Annotated in this window: 11 protein-coding genes; 6 read left to right on the forward strand and 5 right to left on the reverse strand. The window is 61.5% G+C overall.

What is annotated here, in order from left to right; all coding sequences use genetic code 11:
• Positions 1-305 precede the first annotated feature (305 nt).
• From BFP96_RS16175 to BFP96_RS16195, 5 genes are all read left to right on the forward strand, one after another.
• Positions 306-1,403 (forward strand): carboxynorspermidine decarboxylase, encoded by a 1,098-nt coding sequence (locus tag BFP96_RS16175; protein WP_065887408.1) that lies wholly within the window; start codon positions 306-308, stop codon positions 1,401-1,403.
• A gap of 28 nt (positions 1,404-1,431) precedes the next feature.
• Positions 1,432-2,676, forward strand: a complete 1,245-nt coding sequence (locus BFP96_RS16180; RefSeq protein WP_065893042.1) for a saccharopine dehydrogenase family protein — start codon at positions 1,432-1,434, stop codon at positions 2,674-2,676.
• Positions 2,677-2,876: 200 nt separating this feature from the next.
• Positions 2,877-4,118, forward strand: coding sequence for an exonuclease SbcCD subunit D C-terminal domain-containing protein (locus BFP96_RS16185; protein WP_065936583.1), 1,242 nt, complete (start codon positions 2,877-2,879; stop codon positions 4,116-4,118).
• Complete coding sequence (locus BFP96_RS16190; RefSeq protein WP_065936584.1) at positions 4,115-7,753, forward strand: AAA family ATPase; 3,639 nt, start codon at positions 4,115-4,117, stop codon at positions 7,751-7,753. The genes BFP96_RS16185 and BFP96_RS16190 overlap by 4 nt, the downstream gene beginning before the upstream one ends.
• Entirely contained in the window at positions 7,750-8,343 is a 594-nt protein-coding gene (locus BFP96_RS16195) for a glutathione S-transferase (protein ID WP_065936585.1), read from the forward strand. The genes BFP96_RS16190 and BFP96_RS16195 overlap by 4 nt, the downstream gene beginning before the upstream one ends.
• 119 nt (positions 8,344-8,462) lie before the next feature.
• On the opposite strand, the gene BFP96_RS16200 is transcribed toward BFP96_RS16195, so the two are convergent.
• The 5 genes from BFP96_RS16200 to BFP96_RS16220 form a co-directional block, all read right to left on the reverse strand.
• Entirely contained in the window at positions 8,463-8,642 is a 180-nt protein-coding gene (locus tag BFP96_RS16200; RefSeq protein WP_065897762.1) for a hypothetical protein, read from the reverse strand.
• 154 nt (positions 8,643-8,796) lie between these two features.
• Positions 8,797-9,969 (reverse strand): lactonase family protein, encoded by a 1,173-nt coding sequence (locus tag BFP96_RS16205; protein WP_065893047.1) that lies wholly within the window; start codon positions 9,967-9,969, stop codon positions 8,797-8,799.
• Complete coding sequence (locus BFP96_RS16210) at positions 9,959-10,246, reverse strand: DUF5629 family protein (protein ID WP_065893048.1); 288 nt, start codon at positions 10,244-10,246, stop codon at positions 9,959-9,961. The genes BFP96_RS16205 and BFP96_RS16210 overlap by 11 nt, the downstream gene beginning before the upstream one ends.
• Before the next feature lie 166 nt (positions 10,247-10,412).
• The gene (locus tag BFP96_RS16215) at positions 10,413-12,788 is read right to left on the reverse strand and encodes an efflux RND transporter permease subunit (RefSeq protein WP_065893049.1); all 2,376 of its coding nucleotides are present in this window, start codon (positions 12,786-12,788) and stop codon (positions 10,413-10,415) included.
• Between the two features lie 16 nt (positions 12,789-12,804).
• Complete coding sequence (locus BFP96_RS16220; protein ID WP_170876016.1) at positions 12,805-13,833, reverse strand: WD40/YVTN/BNR-like repeat-containing protein; 1,029 nt, start codon at positions 13,831-13,833, stop codon at positions 12,805-12,807.
• Positions 13,834-14,146: 313 nt separating this feature from the next.
• Between BFP96_RS16220 and BFP96_RS31335 the strand changes: the two genes are divergently transcribed.
• Positions 14,147-14,436 (forward strand): Gfo/Idh/MocA family protein (locus tag BFP96_RS31335; RefSeq protein WP_256549055.1); only part of this gene is annotated, 290 nt, incomplete at its 3' end.

Below are 14,436 nucleotides of genomic sequence, written 5' to 3' on the forward strand. Positions count from 1 at the left end.
AGAGCGTTTTGCTTACTTTTGCGCTTTTCAAAAGTGAGCCGCCGTCAGGGCGGAACCCTAAGTGGCCGTTACCTAAATAATGGATATGTACTCGGTCTGATCCAAAATACTGGCCAATCCTGAGGCCGCCATCGGGGGGCAACCCCCCTCCCACATCAGGTCGGTGTATAACCATGGACGGTCATACTCAGGACCTATGCTCGAAACCCGGCGCAGCAAATTCCGCCCACTAACCTTTCGATCTGTTCCAAGTGCGGGCACAATGCGTGTCCTTTTTTGGCAGGCACCGCCGCAGGCTCTCAAAAATGATCAAAACGCCGTACTACCTCATCGATAAACAGAAGCTTCTGGTCAACATGCAGAAGATTGCCTACGTGCGCGAGCAGTCCGGCGCCAAGGCTCTGCTGGCACTCAAGTGCTTTGCCACCTGGTCGGTGTTCGACCTGATGCAGCAATACATGGACGGCACCACCTCGTCGTCGCTGTATGAGTTGAAGCTCGGCCGCCAGAAGTTCGAAGGTGAGGCGCACGCCTACAGCGTGGCCTGGGCCGATGATGAAATCGAAGAGATGCTGGACAACTGCGACAAGATCATCTTCAACTCCATCAGCCAGCTGCAGCGCTTTGCCGAGCGCTCCGAGGGCAAGACCCGCGGCCTGCGGGTCAACCCGCAAGTGAGCAGCTCCGATTACCTGCTGGCCGACCCGGCGCGTCCGTTCAGCCGCCTGGGCGAATGGGACCCGGTGAAGATCGAAGGCGTGATCGAGCAGATCTCCGGTTTCATGTTCCACAACAACTGCGAGAACGGCGATTTCAGTCTGTTCGACAAAATGCTCGGCACCATCGAAGAACGCTTCGGCGCGCTGCTGCACAAGGTCCAGTGGGTCAGCCTCGGCGGCGGCATCCATTTCACCGGTGAAGGCTATGCGCTGGACGCGTTTTGCGCGCGTTTGAAAGCATTCTCCGAGAAGTACGGCGTGCAGGTGTACCTGGAACCGGGGGAAGCGGCGATCACCAACAGCGCGTCGCTCGAAGTCACCGTGCTCGACACGCTCTACAACGGCAAGAACCTGGCCGTGGTCGACAGCTCCATCGAAGCCCACTTGCTGGACCTGCTGATCTATCGCCTCAACGCCAAGCTGGCGCCAAGCGAAGGCGAACACACCGTCATGGTGTGCGGCAAATCCTGCCTGGCCGGGGATATTTTCGGCGAGTATCAATTTGATCGTCCGCTGGCCATCGGCGATCGGCTGTCGTTCATCGACACCGCGGGCTACACCATGGTCAAGAAAAACTGGTTCAACGGCCTGAAAATGCCGTCCATCGTAGTGAAACAACTCGACGGTACAGTCGAAGTGGTTCGTGAATTTGGTTACGACGACTACCTGTCCAGCCTTTCGTAAGCTGGCGGATAAAGGAGAGATAAAGCAATTGAAAAAGAACGTTCTTATCATTGGTGCAGGAGGTGTCGCCAAGGTGGTGGCCCACAAGTGCGCGCAGCACAACGACGAACTCGGTCGTATTGCTATCGCGTCGCGCAACATCTCCAAATGCCAGGCCATCATCGACAGCGTCAAGGCCAAGGGTAGCCTCAAGGTTCCCGCCGACATCCAGGCCTTCGCGCTGAACGCCCTGGACGTGGAAGCGACCAAGGCCCTGATCCGCGAGACTGAATCGCAGATCGTCATCAACGTGGGTTCCGCGTTCCTCAACATGTCGGTACTGCGTGCCTGCATCGACACGGGCGTTGCGTACCTCGACACCGCCATTCACGAAGAGCCGGGCAAGGTCTGCGAGACCCCGCCGTGGTACGGCAACTACGAATGGAACCACCTGGAAGAATGCAAACAGAAGAACATCACCGCCATCCTGGGCGTGGGCTTCGACCCGGGTGTCGTCAACGCGTACGCCGCGCTGGCGCAGCAACAGCATTTCGACCGCATTGATTCGATCGACATCCTCGACGTCAATGCCGGCTCCCATGGCAAATACTTCGCCACCAATTTCGACCCGGAAATCAACTTCCGCGAGTTCACCGGACAGGTGTGGAGCTGGCAGAACAGCCAGTGGACCAGCAACACCATGTTCGAAGTCAAACGCACCGACGACCTGCCGGTCGTCGGCTCGCAGAACCTCTACCTCACCGGCCACGATGAAGTGCACTCACTGTCGAAAAACCTCGACGTGCCCAACGTGCGCTTCTGGATGAGCTTCGGCGAACACTACATCAATGTGTTCACCGTGCTGAAAAACCTCGGCCTGCTCTCCGAGAAACCGGTCACCACCGCCGAAGGCCTGGAAGTGGTGCCGTTGAAAGTGGTCAAGGCCGTCCTGCCCGACCCGTCTTCGCTCGCCCCCGGCTACACCGGCAAGACCTGCATCGGTGACCTGGTCAAAGGCACCAAGGATGGCCAGCCGCGCGAGATGTTCATCTACAACGTGGCCGACCACGAGGAAGCCTTCGCCGAGACCGACAGCCAGGGCATCTCCTACACCGCCGGCGTGCCACCGGTCGCCGCCGCGCTGCTGGTAGCGCGTGGTGAGTGGGATGTGAAACACATGGCCAACGTCGAGGAACTGCCGGCCGAGCCGTTCCTGAAAGCGCTGGACGTGATGGGCTTGCCGACTCGCATCAAGGACGAGCACGGTGATCGGGCCTGGAATGCGCCTGCCTGACAGGCGATCGCTGACCGAACAAAGAAATGCGCCCTCAGGGGCGCATTTTTTGTTGGGGCACGGATACCCAATAAAACAACGCGATCCCCTGTGGGAGGAGGCAAGCCCCCTCCCACACTGGGTCCGGGGCTACCCGCAGGCACCCCGTGTGCTTTTACAGGTAAACTCCCCTCCTTTTCCTCTTCTGCACGGAGTTCGCCTTGCGTCTGTTCCACACCTCCGACTGGCACCTTGGGCAAAACCTGCACGGCCAGGAACGCGACTTCGAACACGCCTGTTTCCTCGAATGGCTGCTGGACCAGTTAAAGGCCCACCGCCCGGAGGCGCTGTTGATCGCCGGCGATATTTTCGACACGGTCAACCCGCCGCTCAAGGCACAGGAGCGCCTGTATGACTTCATCATCAGCGCCCACGAACAAAACCCGACACTGACGATCGTGATGATTGCCGGCAATCATGACTCCGGGTCGCGCATCGAATTGCCCGCACCGTTGATGCGCCGCCTGCGCACCCACGCCCTGGGCCGGGTGTTGTGGCTCGATGATGGCCAGTTGGATGCCGAACGCCTGTTGATCCCGTTGCCGGATGCCAAAGGCAAGATCGCCGCCTGGTGCCTGGCGCTGCCGTTCCTGCGCCCGGCGGAAGTCACGGGCGCACAGTTGGGCGATGATTACCTGCAGGGCATCGGCCAGGTGCATGAATGGCTGATCGCCGCCGCCAACGCCAAACGCAAAAAGGGCCAGGCGCTGATTGCCATCAGCCATGCACACATGGCCGGGGGATCGGTGTCGGAAGACTCCGAGCGCAGCCTGATCATCGGCAATGCCGAGGCGCTGCCGGCCAAACTCTTCGATAGAAGTGTCGGCTACGTCGCCCTCGGCCATTTGCACAAGCCGCAGAAGGTGAATGGCGAAGAGCGCATTCGCTACAGCGGCTCGCCGATTCCGCTGTCTTTTTCCGAAATCGGCTACAAGCACCAGGTGCTCGACGTGACGTTCCAGGGCGAAAGGCTGGTCAGCGTCGAACCGCTGCCGATCCCGCGCTCGGTCAATCTGCAACGCCTGGAGGCCGCGCCTCTGGCAGATATCCTCAAACAGCTGGCCGACTTGCCCGATGTGGATTTGCTGGCCGAAACCCAACGTCACCCATGGCTGGAAGTCCGGGTACGCCTTGACGAACCGCAGCCGGACCTGCGCCAGCAGATCGAAAATGCCCTGCAAGGCAAGGCCGTGCGCCTGGTGCGCATCGCCGCCGAATACGCAGGCAATGGCCCGCGCGAAGGCAATGATGAGGAGCGCCTGGTCGAACTCGACCAACTCACCCCCCAGGAATTGTTCAGCCGCGCCTGGCAGGACAGCTATGGCAGCGAAGTGGATGAACAGACCTTGAAGGACTTCGCCGTGCTGCTCCAGGAAGTGCAACAGGAGGGCGAACAGCCATGAAGATCCTCGCCATCCGCCTGAAAAACCTCGCGTCCCTGGCCGGGCCGTTCGAGATCGACTTCACCGCCGAGCCGCTGGCCAGCGCCGGTCTGTTCGCCATCACCGGGCCGACCGGCGCCGGCAAGAGCACCCTGCTCGATGCGCTGTGCCTGGCGCTGTTTGGCGCGGTGCCGCGCCTGGGCGATACCGGCCAGGCCAAGATGCCGGATGCCGACAGCGACATTTCCATCGGCGACCCGCGCACCCTGCTCAGACGGGGCACCGGCGGTGGTTATGCCGAGGTGGATTTCGTCGGCGTCAGCGGCCGCCGCTACCGTGCGCGCTGGGAAGCCAATCGCGCGCGCGACAAGGCCAGCGGCAAGTTGCAGAACAGCCGCCAGAGCCTGATCGACCTGGACAGCGAGCAACTGCTGGCCAGTCAGAAAACCGAATACAAGACCCAGCTGGAACTGGCCCTGGGCCTGAACTTCGAACAATTCACCCGCGCAGTGCTGCTGGCGCAAAGCGAGTTCAGCGCCTTTCTCAAGGCCAACGACAACGAGCGCAGCGAACTGCTGGAAAAGCTCACCGACACCGCGCTGTATACCCAACTGGGCCGCCGTGCGTTCGACAAGGCCAAGGATGCCAGGGACGTGCACAAACAATTGCAGGACCAGGCCAGCGGCGTGGTGCCTCTGGCTGCCGAAGCCCGCGCCGAGCTGGATCAACAACTGAGTCAGGCACAACAGCAACTCAAAACCCACCAGGCCCAACTCAAGCAGTTGGAGTTGCAGCACACCTGGCTCAAGGAGTTGCGCGAATGGCAGGAGCGCCGGCAAAGCGCCGCCGAGCAGCTGCAACAAGCCCAACAACTGTGGGACAGCCAAGGCCAGCAGCGCCAGGACCTGACGCGCCTGGACCAGCTCGCGCCGCAGCGCCATCACTTCGTGCGTCGCGCTGAACTCGACGCATTGCTGGCCCCGCTCGCCGCGCAGATTCAACAGCACCTTGAGCAACAAACCGCGCTGCACAGCCGTCAGGAACAGGCGCAACAACAGCAGGCCGCCGCCCAATCGGCCCTGGCCCAAGCCCAACAGAACCAGGCAAGCGCCGCGCCTTTGCTGCGCCAGGCCTTCGAAGAACAGACCACCCTCACCCACTTGACCAAAGAGCTGGCCAAGCGCACCGAGGAAAAGCAGCAGCACGAAAGCGCCTGCCACGAAGGCCACGTCTTGCTCACAGGCTTGCAGGACAAACAGGCCCAGGTCGCCGAGCGCCTGCAAAGCCTGGCCACCGAACTTGAGCGCAGCGCCACCCTCGCGCCACTGAGCGACGCCTGGACGGCCTACCGCGACCGCCTGCAACAACTGATGATGATCGGCAATCGCCTGAACCAGGGCGAGGCTGAACTGCCGCAGCTTGAACAGCGCGTCAACGCCGCCGTCGAGCAATTTACCCTGCAACGCGAGGCCCTGGACCTGCTGTACCAGGAGGCCGGCGCCGAACCCCACGCGGTGGCCGAGCAAATTCAATTGCTCGCCAGCCTCCTGCAGGACAATCGCAAGCAACAACGCGCTTTCGAAGACCTCGCGCGCTTGTGGGGCAGTCAACAGCAGCTCGACACCCAGGCCGGCACCCTGGCGCAGAAACTCGCCGACGCGGCGCAGCAGCGCGAGCAACTGAACCAGACCGGCCTGCAAACCAAAGCCGAACTGACGGTGGCCGAGCAAACCCTGACGGTGACCAAGCAACTGCTGGAGCGCCAGCGCCTGGCCCGCAGTGCCAGCGTCGAGGAACTGCGCGAACAGTTGCAGGATGGCCAGCCCTGCCCGGTCTGCGGCAGCCACGAACATCCCTATCACCAGCCCGAAGCGCTGTTGCAGAGCCTGGGTCGCCACGATGAAAGCGAAGAGGCCACAGCGCAGCAAGCCGTCGACCGCCTCAAGGAAAAACTCACCGAGCTACGCGGCGAAGTGGGTGGGCTGATCGCCCAGCAAAAGGAATTTCTAGCCCAACAGGAACAGCTGGCGCTGCAGCAGCAGGCGTTGGCGCCGAGCCTTGAAGCGCACCCACTGTACGCGACGCTGTTGCATCAGGACGCGGTCAAGCGCACCGACTGGCTGGCCCAGCAACTGGCGCAACTGACGCAAAGCATCGCCCAGGACGAACAGCGCCAGGGCGCCCTGCTCAACCTGCAACAAAACGCCGGGCGTTTGCAGCAGCAATTGCAGGCCGCCCAGGACGCGAGCCAGCAGGCCCGACAATTGTTGCTCGACCAGCAGCGCGCCCTGGCCAGTGACCGCGAGCGCCTCGATACGGAGCTTGCCAGCTTCGCCAGCCTGTTGCCCGCCGCCACCCTGGAAGGCTTGCGCAGTGAGCCGGCGGCGACCTTCCTGCAACTCGACCAGCAGGTCAGCCAGCGTCTCGAGCAACTGGGCCATCAGCGCGATGAACTGGCCGAGCAGCAAGAGCGCCAGCAGGCCATCGAAAAACAACAGACCCATCAGCAGCATCGCCAGCAGCAGTCAGAAGCCCTGAATCTGCAGGTCGCGCAGCTCTGCACCCAGCAACACGACGCCCAGGCCAAACTCAGCGACTTGCTCGGTGCGCACGAGAGCGCCGAACAGTGGCAACAGCAGTTGGACCGGGCCGTCAGCCAGGCGCGCCAAAGCGAAGCCGACGCCAGCCAGGAACTGCACGCGGTGCACACCGCACTGGTGCAACTGGTCGCCGATCTCAAGGCCCTGCTTGAACGTCAGCAAGCGCTCGAGACGGAGCAACAAGCCCTGGACACGCGCATCACTGCGTGGCGAGCCGCGCATCCCGAGCTGGATGACCAAGGCCTGACCCGCCTGCTGGCCTTCGACGAGGCCCAGGTCACGGACCTGCGCCATCAGTTGCACACCCGCGAAAAAGCCGTTGAACAAGCCGGTGTCTTGCTGCAGGAGCGCGAACAGCGCCTGGCCGAACATCAGGCCTTGCACAACGGCAACCTGGACGCCGAGCAGCTGGACAACAGCCTCGCCGTGCTCAACCAGCAACTGGCCGAGGGCGAGAAACACTGCGCCGAACTGCGCGCCCGCCAGGCCGAAGACCAGCGGCGCCAGGACGCCAATCACGCCCTGGCCGAACAGATCGCCAAGGCCTATGACCAATGGCAGCGTTGGGCCCGCCTGAATGCACTGATCGGTTCGGCCACTGGCGACACGTTCCGCAAAATCGCCCAGGCCTACAACCTCGACCTGCTGGTGCACCACGCCAACGTGCAATTGCGCCAGCTGGTGCGCCGCTACCGCCTTAAACGCGGCGGCAGCATGCTTGGCCTGCTGGTGATGGACACCGAGATGGGCGACGAACTGCGCTCGGTGCACTCGCTGTCGGGCGGTGAAACCTTCCTCGTCTCCCTGGCGCTCGCCCTGGGCCTGGCGTCGATGGCGTCCAGTACCTTGAAGATCGAGTCGCTGTTTATCGACGAAGGTTTCGGCAGCCTCGACCCCGAATCCCTGCAACTGGCGATGGACGCCCTGGACGGTTTGCAGGCCCAGGGGCGCAAGGTGGCGGTGATCTCCCACGTGCAGGAAATGCACGAACGCATCCCGGTGCAGATCCAGGTCAAGCGCCAGGGCAATGGCTTGAGCACCCTGGAGGTCAAGTGAGCGCGGCGCTGCTGTACTCGTTCCGGCGCTGCCCCTATGCCATGCGCGCGCGGTTGGCGTTGCGCTATTCAGGCGTACCGGTGGAGATCATCGAGGTGAGCCTCAAGGCCAAACCGGCCGACATGCTGGCGTTGTCGCCCAAGGGCACGGTGCCGGTGTTGAGCCTTGACGGCCGGGTGATCGAGGAAAGCCTGGAGATCATGCAATGGGCCCTGGCGCAGCACGATCCCGAGGATTGGCTGCTGCAACGCGATCCTGCGGTGCTGGCGTTGATCGCCGAGAATGACCAAGTGTTCAAACATCACTTGAATCGATACAAGTACGCCGAGCGCTACCCCGAGCACGCAATGGAACATTATCGGGCCGAGGGTGAGGTGTTCCTGCAGAAGCTGGAGGATTTGCTGGCGGACCGTGAGTACTTGCTCGCAGAGCGCATGAGTCTGGCGGACGCGGCGGTGGTGCCGTTCGTGCGACAGTTCGCCCATGTGGATCGTGAATGGTTTGCGGGGGCGCCGTATCCACGGCTTCAGGCGTGGCTGCAGCGGATTCTGGAGTCGCAGCTGTTTATCGCGGTGATGGCAAAACCCTGAAACCAACATCAATCAACCTGTGGGAGGGGGCTTGCCCCCGATTGCGGTGGGTCAGCTACAGATAAGCAGACTGACACATTGCCATCGGGGGCAAGCCCCCTCCCACAGGTTGATCTTTGTTAGCCCTGGGTCTTGTGATCCAGCGCGGCATAGAAGTTGGCACTTTGTTGCAGGTACTTCTGGGTATAGGCAGTGGTGCCGGATTTTTTGCCGGTGACGTCCACGCTGGCTGCCGCAGGCAGAGCAACGGTCGCGGAAACGGCGGAAGCGGCGATGATCGAGAAGAGATTGAAGTTCATGACGGTAACCCTCGTGTGCGTTGGTTTTGGTGGCCGGGAGGCCTTGGAAGCCAACTTACGCCCGAGGGTTGAAGCTTAGAAATGCTTTGAAACAGTAGCCGTCATCAATAAAATTAATAGTGAAGGTCAGGCCCCGGCGTTCGGGGCCTGTGGCTTATTGACGCACCAGGAACTTGAGGTCGCTGGGCGCATCGATCGGCAATTTCTGCACGGTTTTACCCAGCAGGCCGGTCTTGGGGTCGCGTTCAACCACCACGATTTCATTGCTTTTCTGGTTGGCGATCAGCAGGAACTTGCCGCTCGGGTCCAGGCTGAACTCGCGCGGGTGGTCGCCTTCGACCGAGCGGCGCTGGATTTCCTTGAGGTGCGCGGTGGCCGGGTCGATGCTGAACACTACAAGCTGATTGGCCGTCCCACGGTTGCTGACGTAGAGGAACTTGCCGTCGCTGGAGGCATGCAGCGCAGCGCCGGCTTTATCGGACACCGGCTGGCCGGCGGCGAAATCCACCAACTGGGTTTGCACAAGCTTGCCATCGTTGTAGTCGAAGACCGCCACCTGGGCGCTCATCTCGGTGGTCAGCCAGGCATGCTTGCCATCGGCGCTGAACAGCAAGTGGCGCGGGCCGCTGCCCGGTGGCAGTTGCACGGCGGCCGGCTCTGCCGGGGTCAGCGGCAGTTCGTGGTTGGCCTTGGGGTCGTAGCGGTAGGCAAACACTTTGTCCGCACCCAGGTCCTGCACGAATACATACTTGCCGTCCGGCGACGACACCACCGAATGCACGTGGTTGGAAGCCTGGCGTTCAGGGTTCACACCGCTGGCCGGGTGCCCGCTCAACTGCACCGGGGCCGACAGCTTGCCGTCGGTGTCCAGCGGCAAAATCGCCAGGCTGCCGCCCGGGTCTTCCACCACCGAATAGTTGGCGACAAACAGATAACGCCCGTCGGCGGCCACGCTGGAATGAGTCGGCTCATTGCCCAGGCTCTGCACCTGATTGATCAGGGTGAGCTGATAATTCTGCGGATCGATACGGTAGCTGCTGACGCGACCGACCACATCGTCCTGGCCCGGACCGTTTTCGTTGACAACAAACAGCTGCTTCTGGTCTTTGGAAAGCGTCAGCCAGGACGGGTTGGCGGTTTTCGCCGCCAGCACCGGCTTGCCGCTGAACTGCCCGGTACGGCTGTCGAATTGCAGGCGGTAGATCCCCTCGCTGCTGCCGGCGGTATAGCTGCCGACCAGCAGTTCATAGGTGTCGGCCGGTGCGGCCTGCACCGACATCGCGCCGACACTGCCGGCCATCAACAGGGGCCAGAATTTACGCATCATCTGCTTCGTCCTCATCGTTATTGTTGTCGCCCTGGATGGCGCTCAGGCAGACCAGACGGTGTTCACCGTCGTCGTTACACAGCACCCAGCTTTGCAGGCTGTCATCAAAGGTCGCCGCCTCCAGTTGTTCTGGACTGAAGGTCCACCGCTTGAGTTCCCGACCGTCCATGCTTTCGATCAGCAACTGCCGGTCCAGCGTGAAGTCGAAGGCGTGCAGCCCGTTGATGATGAGCATGTCGCTGGTGGCAAGGGCGGTGGTCAGAGTGTCGGCAGTCATGGCAGTCAATCATTTACGAGGAAGGTCGCAATGATAGCCCAAAGCAATAATGTAGGAGCGAGCTTGCTCGCGAAGAACTCACAGACAGCGCATTTATCCAGAATGCACGCGTTATCGTTGACGTTTTTCGCGAGCAAGAACTAGGCGTCCCCCTCGCTCCTACAGTTCAGTGCGCAAACAACGAGTTGCCCTTCTGCCCCGCCAGCTTTTCCGGTTTGATCAGGAACCGCGCCAGTGCCGGCAGCAGCCACAACGCGCCGAACATGTTCCACAGCAGCATGAAGGTCAGCATCAGGCCCATGTCGGCCTGGAACTTGATCGCCGAGAAGATCCAGGTGCACACGCCGATGGCCAGGCACAGACCGGTGAACAGCACGGCTTTACCGGTGGACTTGAGCGTCTGGTAATACGCCTCTTGCAGCGGCAGGCCGGCGCGCAGGAAGCTTTCCAGGCGGCTGTAGATGTAGATGCCGTAATCCACGCCGATGCCGACGCCCAGGGCCACCACCGGCAAGGTCGCGACCTTGACGCCGATGCCCATGAACGCCATCAGCGCGTTGCCCAGCACCGAGGTCAGTACCAGCGGCAGCACGATGCACAGGGTCGCCGCCCAGGAGCGGAAGGTGATCATGCACATGGTCGCCACGCACAGGTACACCAGGATCAGGATGATCAGCTCCGACTCCTTGATCACCTCGTTGGTGGCCGCCTCGATCCCGGCATTCCCGGCGGCGAGGATGAATTCCAGGCCGTCCTTGTTGTTCTCCCTGGCGAAGTCCTGCACCGCATGCACCGCACGGTCCAGGGTCTCGGCCTTGTGGTCGTTGAGGAACACCAGCACCGGCGCCAGCGAGCAATTGTTGTTGTACAGGCCATCGGCGCGGGCGATGGAGTTGTTCAGCACGTCCGGGTTGCGCGACAGGGTTTCCCATTTCAGGTTGCCCTCGTTCATGCCCTTGATCATCTGCTTGGACACGGTCACCAGCGAGATCGCCGACTGCACGCCCTCGGTGTTCTGCATCTTCCACATCAACTGGTCGATGGGCGCCATCGCTTCATAGCGCGAGCAGCCTTCAGCCTTGGTCTTGACCATCACCACCAGCACGTCGGAGCTGGTGGAGTAGTTGCTGATGATGAAGTTGTTGTCTTTGTTGTAGCGCGAATCCGGGCGCAGTTCCGGCGCACCCTGGTCGAGGTCGCCGATCTTCAGGTTCTGGCTGTACCAGAGGCCGCCGCCAAAGGCGACCAGGGCCAGCAGGATCGAGACGGGTGCGACTTTGGCGCTGGCGAATTTTGACAGCAGGCGCCAGAACGGATGATCGCGGTGCGCGTCCTTTTTACTGCGCTCGATGGCGCGGTTGCTGATGCCCGCATAGGAAATCGCCACCGGCAGCAGAATCAGGTTGGTGAACACGATGACCGCCACGCCGATGGACGCGCCGATGGCCAGTTCGCGGATCACGCCGATGTCGATGATCAGCAGCGTGATAAAGCCCACGGCGTCAGCGAGGATCGCGATCATCCCCGGCAGGAACAGTTGCCGGAAGGTGCGCCGGGCTGCGGTCAAGGCGTTGTCCGCCTCGCTGGATTGCAGGGCGATGCCGTTGATCTTCTGCACGCCATGGGAGATGCCGATGGCGAAGATCAGGAACGGCACCAGCATCGAATACGGGTCCAGCCCAAAACCGAAGAAGTGCATCAGCCCGAGTTGCCAGACCACCGCCACCAGTGTCGTGCTCAACACCGCAATGGTGCTGCGCAGGCAATTGGTGAACCACAGCAGCAGAATCAGGGTGATGACGAACGCAACGCCGAAGAACAGCACCACCATCACCAGGCCATCGATCAGGTCGCCGACCTTTTTCGCAAAGCCGACAATGTGGATCTTGACGTTGGGGTTCTGGGCTTCGAACTTGTCGCGGATCTTGTCTTCGAGTTCATGGGAGAACTTGCGATAGTCCAGGGCCAGCAACTTGCCCTGGTCCTGCGGGTCCGGGTAGGACTCCAGCAGCGGGATATCGACAATACTCGACTTGAAATCGTTGGCGACCAAACGCCCGACCTGGCCGGACTTGAGCACGTTGTTGCGCAGTTGATCGAGGCTTTGCGGCGAGCCGTTGTAGCTCTGCGGGATCACCTCACCGCCGGCGAAGCCTTCCTCGGTCACTTCGGTCCAGCGTACGCTGGGGCTCCACAGCGACTTGAGGCCCGAGCGGTCGACGCCGGAGATGTAGAACACCTCGTCGTTGATCTGCCGCAGGGTCTCCATGTACTCCCTGGTGAAGATGTCGCCATCCTTGGCCTCGACCGAAATGCGCACGGTATTGCCCAGGTTGGCCAGGTCATTGCGGTGCTCCATCATCTTTTCGATGAAGGGGTGCTTGAGGGGGATCATTTTTTCAAAGCTGGTGGAGGGGCGAATCAACGTCGCCTGCCAGAACAGGAAGACACTCACCAGCAGGCAGATGAGGATCACTGCCGGGCGATTGTTGAAAATCAGGCGCTCAAGAAAGGTCGCTTTATCGTTGTGATGACTGCTCATGCTTCCCGCCTTTTTCTTATTGTTTCGCCGGTTCGGCGCCAGCAGCTGTCGCGACGCGAACGCCGCCCTGCCCGACCAGAATCAAGTTGCCATTGCCTGCCGCCGTCACCGCTGAAAGCGAAATCCGGTCCGGGCGGTTGAATACGCTGAAGGTCTGGCCATCGTCGTGGCTGACCACCACGCTACCGCCATTGCCCACCACGACGATGGAACCGTCATCGAGCAAGGTCGCCCCCGACAGCCCGAATTCGAGGGCGCCACGGGCAGCATTCAATTCGACCGGTTCCCAGGTGCCGCCAAAGTCGGTGGAACGGTAAAGGTTGCCGCGCAGGCCGTAGGCCAGCAGGGTGCGCGGCTGAGCGGTGGCGATCACGCCAAACAACGAGCCCTCGTAGGGGCCTTCGAGTTTTTCCCAGGTCTGGCCGTCATCGCTGGAGCGGAACATGCTGCCCTGCTCCCCCACGATAAACAGGCCGGCGTCCTTGATCGAGGCAATGGCGTTGAGGTGGAACTGGTCTTCGTTGTCGAGGCGGTCGCTGACGTCTTCCCAGGTCTTGCCGCCATCGGTCGTCTCGATCAGCGCGCCGTAGGCGCCCACGGCCAGGCCGTGATTGGCATCGTTGAACCACACGTCGAGCAGCGGTGCTTCGCGCTTGAGGTCCTGGTATTGCTGGGTCCAGTTGGCGCCACCGTCGCTGCTGGCCAGGATCTGCGCATCATGGCCAACCGCCCAGCCGTGCTTGGCATCGACGAAAAACACCGCCGTGAGCAGTTGCCGGGTGGGGACTTTGGCCTGGGCCCAGGTGCTGCCCTGGTCATCGGAATAGAGGATGTGCCCGCGATCACCCACCGCCACCAGGCGCTGGCCGGCATGCACAACATCGATCATCAGGCCTTTGGCGGCCTTGGGGGATTCAATCGCAAAAGTGGTATCGCTGGCGGCCTGGACGACAGTCGGCAATGCGACGGCCCCAAACAGCGAGAGCGCTGTGGCCAGCAACGCAAGCTTGCGTGCGGCGCGTGGGCGGCAAACAACCCAACCCATGACAGGCTCACTCATAGACCTTTCTCCCATTTATTATTGTTAGGTCGTGTCGCCTGGCGCAGGGCTCTGAAACCTGCAATCTAGAGCGCCTGGGGCAAGCACGGGCCATCCTATCGGGCTTTCGAATCGTCTGACAATCGGCGCTGCGTTATCTTTTGTTAACTGACGGCATTTGGCCACAAGCTGAATATCCCTGCATCAGCTGAAATGATGATTCGCACATCAAATGAATTTTTATTCCATCTATTGAATTTTGAGAATATTTATTCCATTAATACGCTTCCTGAAAACAATAATCCAAAGGACCACGGCGATGCGTGAACTCGGAATCGGCTTGATCGGCACAGGCTTCATGGGGCGCGCCCACGCGCTGGCGTTCAACAACGCCCGGGCGGTTTTCGAACTGCCGGTCACGCTGACACTGGCGGCGCTGGCCGATGCCGACGCCGAGCGCGCGCAACGCTGCGCCAGTGCCTGGGGGTTTGCCCAGGCCCATGCCGACTGGCAGGCGCTGATCGACGACCCCAGGGTCGATGTGGTGGCCATCACCACGCCCAACCACCTGCATTACCCCATGGCCATGGCCGCGATTGCGGCGGGCAA

Source organism: Pseudomonas sp. 34 E 7 (assembly GCF_900005715.1).
Classification (GTDB): domain Bacteria; phylum Pseudomonadota; class Gammaproteobacteria; order Pseudomonadales; family Pseudomonadaceae; genus Aquipseudomonas; species Aquipseudomonas orientalis_A.

Excerpts from the sequence above, each read along its gene's own strand:
- BFP96_RS16175 (WP_065887408.1), top strand. The coding sequence starts at position 306 with ATGATCAAAACGCCGTACTACCTCATCGATAAACAGAAGCTTCTGGTC.
- BFP96_RS16190 (WP_065936584.1), top strand. The coding sequence starts at position 4,115 with ATGAAGATCCTCGCCATCCGCCTGAAAAACCTCGCGTCCCTGGCCGGG.
- BFP96_RS16200 (WP_065897762.1), bottom strand. The coding sequence starts at position 8,642 with ATGAACTTCAATCTCTTCTCGATCATCGCCGCTTCCGCCGTTTCCGCG.
- BFP96_RS16205 (WP_065893047.1), bottom strand. The coding sequence starts at position 9,969 with ATGATGCGTAAATTCTGGCCCCTGTTGATGGCCGGCAGTGTCGGCGCG.
- BFP96_RS16210 (WP_065893048.1), bottom strand. The coding sequence starts at position 10,246 with ATGACTGCCGACACTCTGACCACCGCCCTTGCCACCAGCGACATGCTC.
- BFP96_RS16215 (WP_065893049.1), bottom strand. The coding sequence starts at position 12,788 with ATGAGCAGTCATCACAACGATAAAGCGACCTTTCTTGAGCGCCTGATT.
- BFP96_RS16220 (WP_170876016.1), bottom strand. The coding sequence starts at position 13,833 with ATGGGTTGGGTTGTTTGCCGCCCACGCGCCGCACGCAAGCTTGCGTTG.